The organism is Mesorhizobium sp. M0500 (genome assembly GCF_040321165.1).
Lineage (GTDB): Bacteria > Pseudomonadota > Alphaproteobacteria > Rhizobiales > Rhizobiaceae > Mesorhizobium.
The window spans coordinates 443,811-460,262 of the sequence record NZ_JAMYRB010000001.1; the positions used below are offsets into that span (position 1 = coordinate 443,811).

At 62.3% G+C, this 16,452-nt stretch carries 18 protein-coding genes; 13 read left to right on the forward strand and 5 right to left on the reverse strand.

The window, feature by feature from the left end:
* Positions 1 to 127: 127 nt before the first annotated feature.
* Positions 128 to 652, reverse strand: a complete 525-nt coding sequence (locus NKI70_RS02210) for an invasion associated locus B family protein (protein WP_023674131.1) — start codon at positions 650 to 652, stop codon at positions 128 to 130.
* 371 nt (positions 653 to 1,023) lie between these two features.
* Here NKI70_RS02210 and coxB point away from each other — a divergent pair, with 371 nt between their 5' ends.
* From coxB to NKI70_RS02270, 12 genes are all read left to right on the forward strand, one after another.
* Complete coding sequence (gene coxB / locus NKI70_RS02215; protein WP_031211057.1) at positions 1,024 to 1,902, forward strand: cytochrome c oxidase subunit II; 879 nt, start codon at positions 1,024 to 1,026, stop codon at positions 1,900 to 1,902.
* Between the two features lie 38 nt (positions 1,903 to 1,940).
* The gene (gene ctaD / locus NKI70_RS02220; protein WP_031211058.1) at positions 1,941 to 3,593 is read left to right on the forward strand and encodes a cytochrome c oxidase subunit I; all 1,653 of its coding nucleotides are present in this window, start codon (positions 1,941 to 1,943) and stop codon (positions 3,591 to 3,593) included.
* Positions 3,594 to 3,669: 76 nt separating this feature from the next.
* Entirely contained in the window at positions 3,670 to 4,614 is a 945-nt protein-coding gene (locus tag NKI70_RS02225; protein ID WP_352483710.1) for a heme o synthase, read from the forward strand.
* Positions 4,611 to 4,778, forward strand: a complete 168-nt coding sequence (locus NKI70_RS02230; protein ID WP_502894396.1) for a cytochrome c oxidase system small membrane protein — start codon at positions 4,611 to 4,613, stop codon at positions 4,776 to 4,778. Before NKI70_RS02225 ends, NKI70_RS02230 begins: the two co-directional genes overlap by 4 nt.
* Positions 4,779 to 4,785: 7 nt before the next feature.
* Positions 4,786 to 5,418 carry a cytochrome c oxidase assembly protein gene (locus NKI70_RS02235; RefSeq protein WP_352593359.1) on the forward strand — a complete coding sequence of 211 codons (633 nt, stop codon included), beginning with the start codon at positions 4,786 to 4,788 and terminating at the stop codon, positions 5,416 to 5,418.
* Position 5,419: 1 nt separating this feature from the next.
* On the forward strand, positions 5,420 to 6,301 hold the full coding sequence (locus NKI70_RS02240) for a cytochrome c oxidase subunit 3 (protein ID WP_023674137.1): 882 nt from the start codon (positions 5,420 to 5,422) through the stop codon (positions 6,299 to 6,301).
* An 82-nt stretch (positions 6,302 to 6,383) separates the two neighbouring features.
* Complete coding sequence (locus tag NKI70_RS02245) at positions 6,384 to 6,770, forward strand: DUF983 domain-containing protein (RefSeq protein ID WP_352698269.1); 387 nt, start codon at positions 6,384 to 6,386, stop codon at positions 6,768 to 6,770.
* Positions 6,767 to 7,522 (forward strand): SURF1 family protein, encoded by a 756-nt coding sequence (locus NKI70_RS02250; RefSeq protein ID WP_023674139.1) that lies wholly within the window; start codon positions 6,767 to 6,769, stop codon positions 7,520 to 7,522. Before NKI70_RS02245 ends, NKI70_RS02250 begins: the two co-directional genes overlap by 4 nt.
* A 107-nt stretch (positions 7,523 to 7,629) precedes the next feature.
* Complete coding sequence (ispH, locus tag NKI70_RS02255; protein ID WP_352698271.1) at positions 7,630 to 8,634, forward strand: 4-hydroxy-3-methylbut-2-enyl diphosphate reductase; 1,005 nt, start codon at positions 7,630 to 7,632, stop codon at positions 8,632 to 8,634.
* A 5-nt stretch (positions 8,635 to 8,639) separates the two neighbouring features.
* On the forward strand, positions 8,640 to 9,602 hold the full coding sequence (locus tag NKI70_RS02260; RefSeq protein ID WP_023674141.1) for a homoserine kinase: 963 nt from the start codon (positions 8,640 to 8,642) through the stop codon (positions 9,600 to 9,602).
* Positions 9,599 to 10,126 carry a ribonuclease HI gene (gene rnhA, locus NKI70_RS02265; protein ID WP_023674142.1) on the forward strand — a complete coding sequence of 176 codons (528 nt, stop codon included), beginning with the start codon at positions 9,599 to 9,601 and terminating at the stop codon, positions 10,124 to 10,126. The genes NKI70_RS02260 and rnhA overlap by 4 nt, the downstream gene beginning before the upstream one ends.
* Positions 10,127 to 10,168: 42 nt before the next feature.
* On the forward strand, positions 10,169 to 10,762 hold the full coding sequence (locus tag NKI70_RS02270; RefSeq protein WP_031211060.1) for a histidine phosphatase family protein: 594 nt from the start codon (positions 10,169 to 10,171) through the stop codon (positions 10,760 to 10,762).
* A 4-nt stretch (positions 10,763 to 10,766) separates the two neighbouring features.
* Here the strand turns inward: NKI70_RS02270 and NKI70_RS02275 are convergent, their stop codons facing one another.
* The 3 genes from NKI70_RS02275 to NKI70_RS02285 form a co-directional block, all read right to left on the reverse strand.
* Complete coding sequence (locus NKI70_RS02275; protein WP_352678169.1) at positions 10,767 to 11,246, reverse strand: DUF2938 domain-containing protein; 480 nt, start codon at positions 11,244 to 11,246, stop codon at positions 10,767 to 10,769.
* 148 nt (positions 11,247 to 11,394) lie between these two features.
* Positions 11,395 to 11,895 carry a peroxiredoxin gene (locus NKI70_RS02280; RefSeq protein ID WP_352622961.1) on the reverse strand — a complete coding sequence of 167 codons (501 nt, stop codon included), beginning with the start codon at positions 11,893 to 11,895 and terminating at the stop codon, positions 11,395 to 11,397.
* 81 nt (positions 11,896 to 11,976) lie between these two features.
* Positions 11,977 to 12,783, reverse strand: coding sequence for a protein-disulfide reductase DsbD domain-containing protein (locus tag NKI70_RS02285; RefSeq protein WP_023674146.1), 807 nt, complete (start codon positions 12,781 to 12,783; stop codon positions 11,977 to 11,979).
* Between the two features lie 147 nt (positions 12,784 to 12,930).
* Here NKI70_RS02285 and NKI70_RS02290 point away from each other — a divergent pair, with 147 nt between their 5' ends.
* Entirely contained in the window at positions 12,931 to 13,539 is a 609-nt protein-coding gene (locus NKI70_RS02290; RefSeq protein WP_031211061.1) for a YqgE/AlgH family protein, read from the forward strand.
* A 24-nt stretch (positions 13,540 to 13,563) separates the two neighbouring features.
* On the opposite strand, the gene NKI70_RS02295 is transcribed toward NKI70_RS02290, so the two are convergent.
* Positions 13,564 to 16,452, reverse strand: coding sequence for an EAL domain-containing protein (locus tag NKI70_RS02295; protein WP_023674148.1), 2,889 nt, complete (start codon positions 16,450 to 16,452; stop codon positions 13,564 to 13,566).

The following is a 16,452-nucleotide window of genomic DNA, read 5'->3' on the forward strand; positions in this document are numbered from 1 at the left end:
GGCAGGTCCATTCGCAGGAGGATTGTTTCCCACGATGTAGGCGCGAAGGCCAGCACAGACAATCTGAAATGAGATTTGCCGTGACCCGGCCGGTCAACATCACTGGATCGTGCTACAAGACCCGGTCTCAAGGCAGGGCGGCGAAGCCGTCGGCGAAACCCTTGAGGTCGACGGGAATGCCGATCCCCTCTTCCGGCGTCTGGAAGACGATGAAGGTGGCGGACGTACCGGTCTTCAGCGTGTCGAGCAGCGGCTTTTCCAGGATGACCTCGGCATAGCAGCCGTCCTGGAAACAGCGCACGAAATACGCGCGGCCGATATCCTTGCCGTCGACATTGAGGCCGAGGCCGTTGGGCAACAGCACGCCGAGCGGCGCCAGCACACGCAGGATTTCGGCCTTGTTGTCGGCTGTGCGCAGCACGACAACGGAAAGACCCATTTCCGGACGGTCCTCGGCGACGACGTTCTGCATCATCACGCATTGTTCGGATGTAGCACCGGCGGGCGTATCGCAGATGATCGACCACGCCCCATGCGTTGACTTCACCGTGCCGCTTGGCTGCGCGGCATTGGCCAGGCCGGCGCCGGACAAGGCTATTGCGGCGGCAACAAAGATGACCTTCGCCAAGGTTCTCGAAAGCCAAGGGTTCATGACGGCTCCATTGCGAATCACGGCACTTTAAGCCGCACTAAACCCAAGTAAAGGACGAGACCCCGGCGATCCGCCCCGACACAGGCAACAATGCGCTTTTCCGTGCCAATTTCGCCCTAATTGCGACGGTTCCGCGCGCCGCGCAGCTCATTCTACCCGGATGCCGCTCTGGTGATTCGCGGCGAGCCGTCACCGCACGAAGCCAGCGCCGCGCTTGCGCGCAAAAATGCCGCACGGGTTCCGGCGCTCCTTTCTTGCGGAGGCAAATAGAGTATGGTTTGAACCAGCCTTGAATTGTCCGGGATTCCCGTCCCGGCATTGTTCGACATTCTTGCGGTCCGATCGCGAGGAACTGGGAGATGACGAGGGCGATGAGAAAATTCCTGGCAACCGCCAAAATCGTAGCTAGTGCCGCCGCCACGTTGTTTGCCGCTGCATCCGCTCATGCAGCCCAGCCCCAACCTTGGGAAACCAGTTTTCAGCCTCCGGCGACCGACATTATGAGGCAGATCGAGTGGTTCGGGAACTACTCGTTCGCGTTCATCATTGTGATCACCGCCTTGGTGCTTTTCCTGATTGCCTATTGCATTTTGCGGTTCCGGGCGAGCGTCAACCCGACGCCGTCGCGCACCAGCCACAACACGCTGATCGAGGTCATCTGGACTGTCGGTCCCGTGGTCATCCTGCTCTGTCTCGCCATTCCCTCGTTCCAGCTGCTGACCGCGCAATACACGCCGCCGGAAGAAGCCAAGCTGACCGTCAAGGCGACCGGCAATCAGTGGAACTGGGACTACGAATACCAGGTCGACAACACGCTTTCCTTTAATTCCGCGATCCTTCAGGATGCCGACAGGGCTGCTGCCGGCAAGGAAGATCGCGCCGCGTATCCGCGCCTGCTCGCCGTCGACAATGAGATGGTGGTGCCGGTCAGCACCATGACCCGGGTGCTGGTGACGGCGACCGACGTCATTCACGCCTTTGCCATGCCGTCCTTCGGCATCAAGACCGATGCGGTGCCGGGCCGCATCAACGAGGTCTGGTTCAAGGCGGACAAGGAAGGCCTCTATTACGGCCAGTGCTCGGAACTCTGCGGCAAGGACCACGCCTTCATGCCGATCGCCATTCGCGTCGTCTCCGATGCACAATACAAGACCTGGCTGGCGGCAGCCAAGACCGACCTTCCCGGCGCCAACAAGGCGCTGATGGCCGAGGTCGATGGCACGAACAAGGTAGCGGCCGCCGGCAATTGATGCCGCGACCAGAAAAGATTCAGGGAACGGAGCCGACCATGGCGCACGCTGCAGCTCACGACGACCACGACCACAAGCCGTATCATGGCTGGGTCCGGTGGGTGTATTCGACCAACCACAAGGACATTGGCACGCTTTATCTGATCTTCGCGATCATGGCGGGCTGCATCGGTGGCGCCTTGTCGGTCGTCATGCGCATGGAATTGCAGGAGCCGGGCATCCAGATCTTCACTGGCCTGGCGCAGATGGTCTACGGCATGAACGGCGACGCCGCCATCGACGGGGGCAAGAGCATGTACAATGCTTTCACCACCGCGCATGCGCTGATCATGATCTTCTTCATGGTGATGCCGGCGCTGATCGGCGGCTTTGCCAACTGGATGGTGCCGATCATGATCGGCGCGCCGGATATGGCCTTCCCGCGCATGAACAACGTCTCGTTCTGGCTGCTGCCGCCGGCTTTCATCCTGCTGATTTTCTCGGCCTTCGTTCCGAGTGCGCCCGGCGCTTACGGCGTCGGCGGCGGCTGGACGCTTTATCCGCCGCTGTCGACATCCGGCCAGCCCGGACCAGCCATGGATCTGGCGATCCTGTCAATCCACATCGCCGGCGCCTCCTCGATTCTTGGCGCCATCAACTTCATCACCACCATCTTCAACATGCGCGCGCCCGGCATGACAATGCACAAGATGCCGCTGTTCGCCTGGTCGGTGCTGATTACCGCCTTCCTGCTGCTGCTGTCGTTGCCGGTGCTGGCCGGCGGCATCACGATGCTGTTGACCGACCGCAATTTCGGCACCACCTTCTTCGCCCCGGACGGCGGCGGCGATCCGATCCTGTTCCAGCACCTGTTCTGGTTCTTCGGCCATCCGGAGGTCTACATTCTGATCCTGCCGGGTTTCGGTATCATCAGCCATATCATCTCGACCTTTTCGAGGAAGCCGGTGTTTGGCTATCTCGGCATGGCCTATGCGATGGTTGCCATCGGCGCGGTGGGCTTCATCGTCTGGGCCCACCACATGTACACGACGGGCCTGTCGCTCGACACCCAGCGCTATTTCGTCTTTGCCACCATGGTCATCGCGGTGCCGACGGGTGTGAAGATCTTCTCGTGGATCGCCACTATGTGGGGCGGGTCGATTTCGCTCAAGACCCCAATGCTGTGGGCGATCGGCTTCATCTTCCTGTTCACTGTTGGCGGCGTCACCGGCGTGCAGCTGGCCAATGCCGGCCTCGACCGCCCGCTGCACGACACCTATTTCGTGGTCGCGCACTTCCACTACGTGCTGTCGCTGGGCGCGGTCTTCGCGATCTTCGCCGGCTGGTACTACTGGTTCCCGAAAATGACCGGCTACATGTACTCGCCCGTGATCGCGAACACTCACTTCTGGGTCACTTTCGTCGGCGTCAACCTGGTCTTTTTCCCGCAGCACTTCCTCGGGCTTTCCGGTATGCCGCGTCGTTATATCGACTATCCCGATGCCTTCGCCGGCTGGAATATGGTGTCGTCCTACGGCTCGTACATCTCGGCTGTCGGCGTCGTCATCTTCCTGTTCGGCGTCTTCGAGGCGTTCCAGAAGAAGCGGGTCGCCGGCGCCAATCCTTGGGGCGAGGGTGCGACCACGCTGGAATGGCAGCTGCCTTCGCCGCCGCCGTTCCATCAGTGGGAACAGTTGCCGAAGATCAAGTAGGCGGTTGCCTCCTTTAATACGGAACCGCCGGCCGGCCGGCGGTTTTGGCCAACGGAATGATGGACTTTAAGTACGCATGGCCCTTGCCGAAGACAGACTGATTGACGAGCCAGGCTTCCGCATGTCGGAAGCGACGGCGGGCGATTTCTTCGCCCTGCTGAAGCCGCGCGTCATGTCGCTGGTGGTGTTCACTGCGTTTGTCGGCATGGTCGCCGCCCCGGTGACCATCAATCCGCTGCTGGCGGTGATCGCGATCCTGGCTATTGCCATCGGCGCCGGCGCCTCCGGTGCGCTCAACATGTGGTATGACGCAGACATCGATGCGGTGATGACGCGCACCGCCGGCCGTCCCGTGCCGGCCGGCCGCATCCGGCCAGGCGAGGCATTGAGTTTCGGGCTGGTGCTGTCGGTTCTGTCGGTGATGACGCTCGGCGTGCTGGTCAACTGGTTGGCAGCATCGCTTCTGGCCTTCACGATCTTTTTCTATGCCGTCATCTATACGATGTGGCTGAAGCGCTGGACGCCGCAGAACATCGTCATCGGCGGGGCTGCCGGTGCCATTCCGCCGGTCATAGGCTGGGCGGCGGTAACCGGATCGGTGAGCCTCGAAAGCTTGGTGCTGTTCCTGATCATTTTCCTGTGGACGCCACCGCATTTCTGGGCGCTCGCGCTCTTCAAGTCGGAGGACTACGCCAAGGCAGGCATTCCGATGATGCCGAATGTCGCCGGCCAGGCCTCGACCAGACGCCAGATCTTTGCCTATGCGCTGGTCCTCGCGCCGGTTGGCGTGCTGCCCTGGGTTCTCGGCTTCACCACGCCAGCCTATGGCGTCGTTGCATTGCTGCTCGGCGCCGGCTTCGTCTGGTATGCGTGGAAGGTGCTGCAAATGGCCGATGACGATCGGGCGATGAAGCCGGCCAAGGCCTTGTTCGGCTATTCGCTGCTCTATCTCTTCGCCATCTTCGCCGCCTACCTTGGCGATTGCGTCGTCGCGCGCGCGCTGACCATTGGTGGAGCATGAGCATGGCCGAAAAGAAGCTTGAACTGGTCACGCTGACCGAACGTCAGCAGAAGGCCCGCCGCAATCGCTCGGCCGCAATCGGTTTCGCGCTGGCGGCGCTGGTCGTCATATTCTACGTCGCGACCATCGTGAAATTTGGTCACAGCCTCACCGGCTCGATGTGAGCTGAACATGACCAGGCAAACAGTCACCGATCCTAAGAAGAAGAATACGAACCGCGTCGTCGCCGGCGTCTGCATCGCGTTCTTCGGCGGCATGATCGGCATGGCCTACGCCGCGGTGCCGCTCTACGCGATGTTCTGCCAGGCGACAGGCTACGGCGGCACCGTCAAACGGGCGACCCAGCAATATGCCGATCGGGTGCTCGATCGCGACATCACCATCCGCTTCGACGCCAACACCGCCGGCGTTCCCTGGCAATTCCAGCCGGTCGCCCGCTCGATCACCATCAAGATCGGCGAGACCGCCGAGGCGCATTTCAGCGCGACGAACAAATTCAGCCGGCCTATCACCGGACGCGCCACCTTCAACGTGCAGCCTGAACTGGCCGGACCTTACTTCAACAAGGTCGAGTGTTTCTGCTTCACCGACACGACACTGAAGCCGGGGGAGACACTGGACATGCCGGTCGTCTTCTATGTCGATCCCGACATCGTCAACGCGCCGGAATTGAAGGATCTGACGACGATTACCCTGTCCTACACGATGTTCCCGGTCGACAAGACCAAGCCGGTCGCATCATCGGTGCCGGCCGACGGCCGCCGCAACAAGATTTCAGATACCGAAGCAAGCCTCGGGGGTTGATATGGCAGACGCACACGCAAAACCACAACATGACTACCACCTTGTCGACCCGAGCCCGTGGCCTTTCCTGGGCTCCGTCGGGGCGCTGGTGACCGCGTTCGGCGGCGTCTGTTACATGCAATACCTCAAGGGCGGCGATTTCCCGATCTTCGGTTTCAATGTCGCCAATCCATGGCTGTTCTTCATCGGCCTGCTGATCGTCATCTACACGATGTTCGCCTGGTGGTCGGATACGATCAAGGAGGCGCATGAGGGACACCACACCCGTGTCGTGTCGCTGCATCTGCGCTACGGCATGATCATGTTCATCGCCTCCGAGGTGATGTTCTTCGTCGCCTGGTTCTGGGCCTTCTTCGACGCCAGCCTGTTTCCGGGCGAGGTCCATCAATACGCCCGTACCGCCTTCACCGGCGGCGTCTGGCCGCCCAAGGGCCTCGAGGTTCTCGACCCCTTCCATCTGCCGCTCTACAACACTGTCATCCTGCTTCTGTCGGGGACCACGGTGACCTGGGCGCACCACTCGCTCATCCACGGCGACCGCAAGGGCCTGATCAATGGCTTGGTGCTGACCGTCGGCCTCGGCATGCTGTTCACCATGGTGCAGGCCTACGAGTACATGCACGCGCCGTTCGGCTTCAGGGATTCGATCTACGGCGCCACCTTCTTCATGGCGACCGGCTTCCATGGTTTCCACGTCATCATCGGCACGATCTTCCTGTTGGTCTGCCTGATCCGCGCCATGAAGGGCGACTTCACGCCCAAGCAGCATTTCGGCTTCGAGGCCGCCGCCTGGTATTGGCACTTCGTCGACGTGGTGTGGCTGTTCCTGTTTGCCTCGATCTACGTCTGGGCATCGAACGGCGCGATGATCGAACCGCACTGAGATCGAGCTGAGGAAATCGACAAGGCGGCTGCGGCGACGTGGCCGCCTTATCTTTTGCGGCAAATGCTCCTAGGATGACCTCATGAGCGACGACAAGGCGATCTGGCCACCAATCGATCCGATCTCGGCCGGCTTGCATGGCCGCTGCCCCCGCTGTGGCGAGGGCAAGCTGTTCTCCGGGTTCCTCACGGTCGCTGATCGCTGCTCCAATTGCGGCCTCGATTATTCCTTCGCCGATGCCGGCGACGGGCCGGCGGTGTTCGTTATCCTGATCATCGGCTTTATCGTCGTCGGCCTGGCGTTGTGGATGGAGGTGACGCTCAATCCGCCGCTCTGGCTGCATCTGCTGCTGTGGATTCCGCTGACGCTGGTGCTTTGCCTGGCGGCGCTCCGGCTGATCAAGGGCGTGCTGCTGACGCTGCAATACCGCAACAAGGCGGCCGAGGGCCGGCTGGACCGCGGCGAATGAGCGAGGCATCCGGTTCGGTGGCCGGCCGGTCGCGGCCGAAGCGCGCATTGGCACTCGGCCTGGGTATCGTCGTGTTTTTGATCCTGCTGGCGCTCGGCACCTGGCAGGTTCAGCGCCTGCACTGGAAAGAGGGCCTTCTCCAGACGATAGACCAGCGCACGCATTCGGCGCCTGTGCCATTGGCCGAGCTCGAAAAGCGGTTTGCTGCCGCCGGCGACGTGGACTACACGCCGGTGACAGTGACCGGCACTTTCCTGCATCAAGACGAGCGGCATTTCCTCGCCACCTGGGAAGGCCAGTCCGGTTTCAACGTCTTCACGCCGCTACAGCTCGACGATGGCCGTTTCGTGCTGATCAACCGCGGCTTCGTGCCTTACGATTTCAAGGATCCAGCCAAGCGGCCGCAGGGGCAGGTAACGGGCAAAGTGACGGTGACGGGGCTCGCCCGCAACCCGCTGCCGGCCAAGCCCTCGATGATGCTTCCCGACAATGATCCGCAGAAGAATATCTTCTACTGGAAAGATCGTGACGCGATGGCCTCGAGCGCCGGCCTGCCGACAGGTGCGGCGCTGGTGCCGATCTTCATCGATGCGAACGCCACGCCCAACCCCGGCGGGCTGCCAGTTGGAGGTGTCACCGTCATCGACCTGCCGAACAGCCATCTGCAATATGCGATAACCTGGTACGGCCTTGCCGCCGCCCTTGCCGGCGTCCTGATCTCCTGGCTCCGCCGCCCGGCGAAAGACCAATGATCGCCGCCACTACCCTTGACAGGGCAGGGCCGCGCACCTCATTTCGCGCCTTGAGCTCAGAAGTCATAGTCCGATCAACCGGCCTACAATCAGCGTAAGATGCAATCATGCTTTATACAAAGCCGCCGCTGACCATCCGGCTCTGCCAGCCCCGCGGTTTCTGTGCGGGCGTTGACCGTGCCATCCAGATCGTCGTGCTGGCGCTGAAGAAATACGGCGCGCCGGTCTATGTCCGCCACGAGATCGTGCACAACCGCTACGTCGTCGAAGGGCTGCAAAGCCTTGGCGCGGTGTTCATCGAGGAGCTCTCCGAGATCCCGCCCGAGCATCGCCAGAGCCCGGTCGTCTTTTCGGCGCATGGCGTGCCGAAATCTGTGCCGGCCGACGCCCAGTCCCGCAACCTGTTCTATCTCGACGCGACTTGCCCGCTGGTCTCGAAAGTCCATAAGCAGGCGATGCGCCATCAGCGGCTTGGCCGCCACGTGCTCTTGATCGGCCATGCCGGGCATCCGGAGGTGATCGGCACAATGGGCCAGTTGCCGGACGGCGCGGTCACTCTGATCGAGACCGAGGCCGACGCCGCAAGCTTCGTGCCCGCAGACCCGCAAGCGCTCGGCTTCGTCACCCAGACGACGCTGTCGGTCGAGGACACCGCCGGTATTATCCGCGCCCTGCGGCAGCGTTTTCCCGAGCTGCACGCGCCGGCGGCGGAATCGATCTGTTATGCCACCACCAATCGCCAGGAAGCGGTCAAGGAAACAGCGGCCGGCGCCGATCTCTTCCTGGTTGTCGGCGCACCTAACTCCTCCAACTCGCGGCGCCTGGTCGAAGTGGCCGAGCGCGCCGGCGCCTCGATGTCGCTTCTTGTGCAGCGCGCCTCCGAAATTCCGTGGAATGAGATTGCCGGCATTTCGACGCTCGGCCTGTCGGCGGGCGCCTCGGCGCCGGAGATCATCGTCGACGAGATCGTCGATGCGTTCAGGCAGCGCTTCGACGTGACCATCGAGCTGGCCGTGACGGCGACGGAGACGGAGGACTTTCCGGTGATGCGGGTGTTGCGCGATGTCGAACTGACGGCTGCCGACATGGCCTTCGTCAACGGGGCCGCGTAGCAACGATGGCGGTTTACACCGACGTCAACGAGGGCGAGCTCGGCGCATTCCTCAGGAACTATCCGGTCGGCGACCTCTTGTCCTACAAGGGCATCGCCGAAGGTACCGAAAACTCGAATTTTCTGCTGCACACCAGCAGCGGCTCCTACATCCTGACGCTTTACGAGAAGCGCGTCGACAAGGCTGACCTGCCGTTCTTTCTCGGCCTCATGGCCCACCTCGCCAGAAAGGGCATTTCGTGCCCGCTCCCGGTCACCGCACATGATGGCGGTGTGATCGGAACACTTGCCGGCCGGCCGGCGGTCATCATCACCTTTCTCGAAGGCCTGTCGCTGCGGCGGCCGACGGCTGCGCATTGCGGCGAGGTCGGCAAGGCGCTGGCGGCACTGCATCTCGCCGGCGCGGATTTTCCGATGACCCGCCCCAACGCCCTTGCCATCGATGGCTGGCGCAAGCTGTGGAATGCCGCCCGCGCCCGCGCCGACGAGGTCGAGCCGGGACTGGCTGCCGAGGTCGATGCCGATTTCGCCGATTTCGAGCGGAACTGGCCGAACGGTCTGCCGCGAGGCATCATCCATGCCGATCTTTTCCCGGACAATGTGTTCTTCCTCGGCGAGAAACTGTCCGGGCTGATCGACTTCTATTTCGCCTGCAACGACCTCTACGCCTATGACGTTGCCACGTGCCTGAACGCCTGGTGCTTCGAGAAGGATTTTTCCTTCAATCTGACCAAGGGCACGGCGCTGCTTGCCGGCTACCAAAGCGTGCGGCCGTTGAGCAGTGACGAGAAAGCTGCGCTGCCGATGCTGGCGCGCGGCTCGGCGCTGCGCTTCATGCTGACCCGGCTCTACGACTGGCTGACGGTCCCGGACGGCGGGCTGGTGATGAAACGCGACCCGACCGAGTATATCCGCCGGATGCGCTTCCACCGGGCGATCAACTCTCCTTCCGAATATGGACTGACATGACCAAGCGCGTTGAAATCTTCACCGATGGTGCCTGTTCGGGCAATCCCGGGCCTGGCGGCTGGGGCGCAATCCTGCGCTTCAACGGCGCAATTAAGGAGCTCCATGGCGGCGAGGCTGCCACCACCAACAACCGTATGGAACTGTTGGCGGCCATCTCGGCGCTTAATGCGCTCAAGGAGCCCTGCGCCGTCGATCTTTATACCGACAGCAACTATGTCAAGGACGGTATTTTCAGCTGGATCGACGGCTGGAAGCGCAACGGCTGGAAGACGGCCGCCAGGCAGCCGGTGAAGAATGCCGAGCTGTGGCAGCAGCTCGACGCGGCGCGTAACCGCCATCAGGTCACCTGGCATTGGGTCAAGGGCCATGCCGGCCATCCCGAGAACGAGCGCGCCGACGAATTGGCGCGGCTCGGCATGGCGCCATTCAAGAAAGGCCTCGTCAAGACTGCGGCGCCAGAACCAGGTTCGCAGTCAAAGCAGCCGGCCGCCACAAAGGCGCGGCGCTCGACGCAAAGCTATTGAATTCCGGCTGCGGGTCCGCTCTCTGGCAGGAAAGCTCTTATCATGCCGATTGCATACTACATCACGCATCCCCAGGTTCAGGTCGATGCCAACGTTCCAGTGCCGGAGTGGGGACTGTCCGACATCGGGCGAGCGAGAACATCTGCAATGCTCGATCAGCCGTGGGTTGGGTCGATCCGGCGGATCGTGTCGTCGGGTGAACGCAAGGCGATAGAAACCGCCGAGATACTCGGAAGGCATCTCCGCCTTGCAGTCGAGGTGAGGGAACGGATGCATGAGAATGACCGATCGGCAACCGGTTTCCTGCCGCCATCGGAGTTCGAAGCGGTCGCCGACCAATTCTTCGCCAATCCAAACAGCAGCATTCGTGGATGGGAGCCAGCTATCGAAGCCCAGCGTCGTATTCTAAGCGAGGTAGACACTGTGCTACGCACCGACGCCGCCGTCGACGTTGCTTTCATAGGTCACGGAGGTGTCGGAACGCTCCTGCTGCTCTCTTTGAGCGGTCGGGAAATCAGCCGCGAGGCGGATCAGCCAGCGGGCGGTGGGAACTACTTCGCATACGATATCAGCGCGCGTCGCGTTATCCATGGATGGCAGCCGATCGACAGGCCGACGCAGCGCCGCGACAGTTAATTACCTATCGGATCAGCAGGGCGGTGCCGAACAGTCCGATTGCGAACACCGTGTGCGACACAAGATTGAGGGCGCGGACCTGCATCGGATTGGGCCGCTTCGAAGCGGCCCAGCCGGCGCCCATGCCGGGCGCCAGCAGAAACCAGCCGGCGCCGACGGTGACCATGCTGATGATAAAGGCCGGCAGGAAGGTCGGCGCGGTGAGCCAGGCCGTTCCGGCCAGCACGACCAGTATGAAGCCGTAGACGATGCCGACAGCATAATGAAAGGCCCAGCCAAGTACTGATTCATGCGGGTAGGGCGAGGCCTTGCCAATGTCGTCATGGAAGACCTTGCCTTCCCTGAGATGCCAGACCCAGCGGCCGACCAGCCCCCAGTTCGGCCGCGGTTGAGCAAACACCTTGCTCAGGAAAATCGCCCAGACATCCATAAGCGCGGTTGCGCCGATGCCGATCGCGACGCTGCGCCAGACGATGTCAGACATAATCGAGGTCCCCAAAAGCAAACAGTCCCGAAGGGCCGACGCATGGTCCCGAAAACCGGGTCGGCTTTCGGAAGGATCATACGCCGATGCAAAAGTCAGCGTCCTTTGGACGTTGAGCGCTCGAAGGCGCCCCTTTGCCGTGCCTGGCCTAGGCTGTCGCCAGGACGGAAAGCTGCCCGAGAATGTGAGCAGCGCCGGATTCGTCGACGCCGGGCTTTGTCTCGACATTGAGTGCAGTGACCTTGCCGTCATCGACGATCATCGAAAAACGCCTCGAGCGCAGCCCCATGCCGCCGCCGGAGAGGTCGGCGTCGAGGCCGACCGATTTGGCGAAATCGCCATTGCCATCGGCAAGATAAAGGATTTTGCCTTCACCGCCGCTGAAGCGGGCCCAAGCCCCCATGACGTGAACATCGTTGACCGAGACAACGGCGATAGTGTCGACGCCGCGCGCCAGGATGGCGTCGTAATTGTCCAGGTAGCCGGGCAGATGATTGTTGCTGCAGGTCGGCGTGAAGGCGCCTGGAACGCCAAACAGCACGACCTTCTTTCCTGAGAATATCTCGCCCGTCGTGATCGGCCTTGCACCGTCGGCGGTCATTGTCTTGAAGGTCGCATCGGGCAGTTTGTCGCCAACGGAGATCGTCATGATGGTCCTCGCTTGGAAATGGAAGGGAGCTCCTTGCGATAGCGAATTAAGGCGCGCCCGGCAACCGTCCAGACGTTGGCATCACGGGAATGGCAACAGGCCTTCGACCGCGCCTGCGGCACTTGTCAGTGTGTAGTGCAGGCCGCCATCGGTTGGCGTTGTCGACGGCCTGTCGAGGATCGGTACAGTAAAGATCAGCTTGCCATCCTTTTCGCTGCGTGCCGGGGCACCGAACATGTAGTCGCGTTCGCCGGCAACGAAGAAGTCGGCGCCCTCGGGGCTGCCCGGAAAGCTCGCTTCGACAATCAGCGTTTCGTGGTCGCCCGGCAGTACGTTTATGCCGAAATCGGGCGTTGCCGTGGCGGGCAGGGTTGCAAGGCCCGCCTTGACCAGTGCCGCATCCTCGGCGTTGTCGGGATCGGCGCCGGGATCGACGGTCAGCCTTGTCTGCACCGGGATGCAGATGGTTTCGCAAATGCCGAGGAAGATGTCCGCATCGATGACGGCCGGTTGGCCGGGCGCGGCAAGCGTGAACGTCACCGGCAACGAAACCGGGTGGTCGTAGCCGGCCCATTTGCCATAGCCGTCATCGTGGCGCTGCGGCGGCGGAAACGAAAGCGTCGCGTCGGCAATGTTGGTGCTGGCCGAGACGTCGATCTGTGGCGGCACGCCCGCATCGCCCGGATCGCGCCAATAGGTTTTCCAGCCGGGCTTCAGCGCAATGTCGAGGACGCCCTGGAGACGTCCGGCCTCGTCGGCTTTGCCGCTTGTTACCAGCCGCACCCTGCCGCCTTCGCTGTTGTACCAGGCCGACGAGGAGGCTGAGGCGGGGAAGCCGGTCGCCGATCCAATGGCCACACCAAGCAGCAGGATTTTCAAGCTTTGCATGGCGATGATTTGATCGTCCGTTGATGGCCGCGCAATGATTTCATGACGCCGCCGGCATCATATTTGCGTGACCTTCGGCTTTTGAGCCTGATCAAATCGGGCGCCGCCCATCTTTTCGACGCCCCGGAAACGCGTTACGCTGTGGCCATGGATTTGTTGCGCCATAAAAGGACGGCCGCAGGACCCGGCTTTCTCGACGATCAGTTCCTGATTGCCATGCCCGGCATGAAGGACGACCGCTTCACGCGCTCCGTCATCTACATTTGCGCGCACAGCGACGAAGGCGCGATGGGGCTGATCATCAACCAGACGCAGCAGATGCTGTTTCCGGACCTGCTCGTGCAACTTGGCATCATGAACGAGCTGGAGGCAATTCGCCTGCCGCCGCCGGCGCGCGACTTCGTCGTGCGCAATGGCGGACCGGTGGATCGCAGCCGCGGCTTCGTTCTGCATTCGGGCGACTACCGGGTGGAATCCTCGCTCGCCGTGTCCGATGATGTCTGTCTCACCGCGACCGTCGACATATTGCGCGCCATCTCCTCCGGCCGCGGACCCCGGCGGGCTCTGATGGCGCTCGGCTATGCCGGCTGGGGTGCAGGCCAGCTTGAAAACGAGATCGTCGAGAATGGCTGGCTGACTTGCCCGGCAAGTGCCGAGCTTCTGTTCGACGCCGACATCGATCGCAAATATGACCGGATCCTCGCCTCGATCGGCATCGATCTCGCGCATCTCAGCCTGGCTGCCGGTCACGCCTGAGCCTCATCACGTCCCCGAAACTTGTCACGCTTGAGTGAGCGGATACTGTTCCTTCAGCGTCTTCAGCACCTGGTCGCCCGGCATCGGCGCGCCGAACATGAAGCTCTGCACGTATTCGCAGCCCATCTGCCGCAACTCCAGCGCATCGCTCTCGTCCGAAATGCCTTCGGCGACAACCGACAGGCCGAGTTCATGCGCCATGTTGACCATGGATTTGAGCAGCACCGCACGTTTCGGCGTCGCGTCGTCGACGAAGCTCTTGTCGATCTTGATAGTGTCGAACGGAAAGCGCGTCAGATAGGCCAGCGATGAATAGCCGGTGCCGAAATCATCCAGCGACAGGCCGATGCCAAGCTGCTTCAACTTGGTCAGCACATGGGCGGTCTGCTCGGGATTGTCCATCACCAGCGATTCGGTGAGTTCGAGCCGGAAGCAGCGCGGTTTCAGGTTGGCTCGCGCGATCACCGAGCGGACGTCGCTGACCAGGTCGCGGCGGATGAGCTGGCGGCTGGACAGATTGACCGAGACCGACAGCGGCGCATCGCCGATCTGCTTTTGCCATCCCGCCAGGTCTTCGGCAGCCTGCTGCATGGCAAACAGCCCAAGCTGCACGATCAGGCCGCAGTTTTCGGCAACCGGAATGAAATCCGCCGGCGGGATCATGCCGCGCCGCGGATGGTCCCAGCGCAGCAGCGCTTCGAAGCCTGCGACGCTGCCGTCCTCCAGCCGCACGATCGGCTGGTAGGCAAGCGTGAATTCGCGTCGTTCGATGGCGCGGCGCAGATCGGACTCGAACTGCAGCCGGTCGGTGCCGACGGTGCGGAAGGCGGGACGGAACGGCTCGATCCGGTCGCCGCCGAAGCGCTTGGCCTGATGCATGGCAAGCTCGGCATCCTTGACCATGTCCTCGGCCGAGGTCTGCGTGGCGGTCCAGGTGATCAGCCCGATCGAGGCCGTCAGCACGATCTCGCGCTTGGCGAAGGTGATCGGGTTGTTGATGGCGTGCTTGATGGCATCGGCAATGGCCGCGATGCGGGCCGGATCCTGCTCCGACAAAAGCATCAGCGCGAACTGGTCGCCGGCAAAGCGCGACAGCGAATCCTTCGGCTTGAGCAGTCGGTGCAGCCGCCGCGCGATAGTCAAAAGGATGGTATCGCCGGCCGAGATGCCGAGCCCGTCATTGACCTGCTTGAACCGGTCTATGTCGATGACGAAGACGGTCGGGCGCACCTTCTCTTCGGTGCGGGCAATCGAAATGATCGCCTCCAGCCGGTTCATGAACAGCTCGCGGTTGGGCAGGCCGGTCAGATTGTCGTGCACGGCGTCATGCAGCAGCCGTTCCTCGGATTTCTTCTGCTCCGTCACGTCGACCATGGTGCCGACGCAGCGGATGACCTCGCCGTCCGAGCCGATCACCGGCCGGGCGCGCAACGAAAACCAGTGATAGTGCCCGTCGGCGCCGCGCAGGCGAAAGTTTTGCGACACCCGGCCGCGCCGGTGCTCGAGCACCACGTCGAGTGTCGTGCGAAACGTGTCGCGGTCGTCGGCATGCAGCACCGGCAGCCAGTTGCGGGCAGGGCCGCCGAGGCTGTTGGGGGCAAGACCGAGCTGAATGCTGACGTCGGGACGAGTGACGACGCGGTCGCGCAGCACGTCCCAGTCCCACACAGTATCGCCCGATCCGGCAACCGCCAGCGCCTGCCGCTCAAGGTCGGAGAACAGGCCCTGATGCAGCGCGCCGCCGGCAAAAGCGTGCTGCATCACGGTGAAGCCGATCAGCAGGATGATGAGGATCAGCCCACCGCCCAGCGCCGGCTGAGCGATATCGTTGTCCAGCATGCCGGTGATTGCCATCCACGATCCGCATAGCCACAGCAGAACCATCACCCAACTGGGCACCAGCATGATGGCGCGGTCGTAACCGCGGATACCGAGGAAGATGATCAGGCCGAGCCCGGTCAGCGCGGTGGCGGCGAAGGACAGCCTGGCAATGCCGGCGGCAACCGCCGGATCGATGATGGCGACACCGGCGATCAGCACCAGCCCGAGAATCCAGACCAGTGCGCCGTAGCTGAAATGGCCGTGCCACCGGTTGAGGTTGAGATAGGCAAACAGGAACACCACGAAGGTCGCCGCGAGCGCCACCTCCGTTCCGGCGCGCCACATCTGCTCATTGCCCGGTGAGATCTCTATGATCTTGTTGAGAAAGCCGAAATCGACGCAGATATAGGCAAGCACCGCCCAGGCTAGGGCCGCCGTTGCCGGGAACATCGAGGTCCCCTTGACGACGAAAAGAATGGTCAGGAACAGCGCCAGCAGGCCGGCGATGCCGATGACGATGCCACGAAACAGCGTGTAGGAATTGACCGAGTCCTTGTAGGATTCAGGATCCCACAGATAGACCTGCGGCAGCTTGGGCGAGGCGAGCTCGGCGATGAAGGTAATCACCGTTCCGGGGTTCAACGTCACCCGGAACACGTCGGCGTCGGGGCTGGTCTGACGGTCGAGCGCAAAGCCTTCGCTTGGCGTGATCGCAGCGATACGGGTCGAGCCGAGATCCGGCCAGAACAGGCCGGAATTCACCAGCCGGAAATGCGGTGCGACAATCAGCCTGTCGAGCTGCTGGTCGGTGGTATTAGCGAGCGCGAACACCGCCCAGTCACCGGTCGAGCGCGCATCATTTGCCTCGACCTCGATGCGCCGCACGATGCCGTCCGGGCCTGGCGCGGTCGACACCTGAAAATTCTCGCCCTGGTTCCGGTAGATCGAGACGGCCCCCGAAAGATCGAGCGCAACGTCGTCGCGGGCGATCTTGATCGGTTCTACGGCAAACGCCGAGGATGCCGCGCAGAGCGTGACGATTGCCGCCAGCATAAAGGCAAGCAGCGACCCCTTGCGCAGAAAATTCGTCAA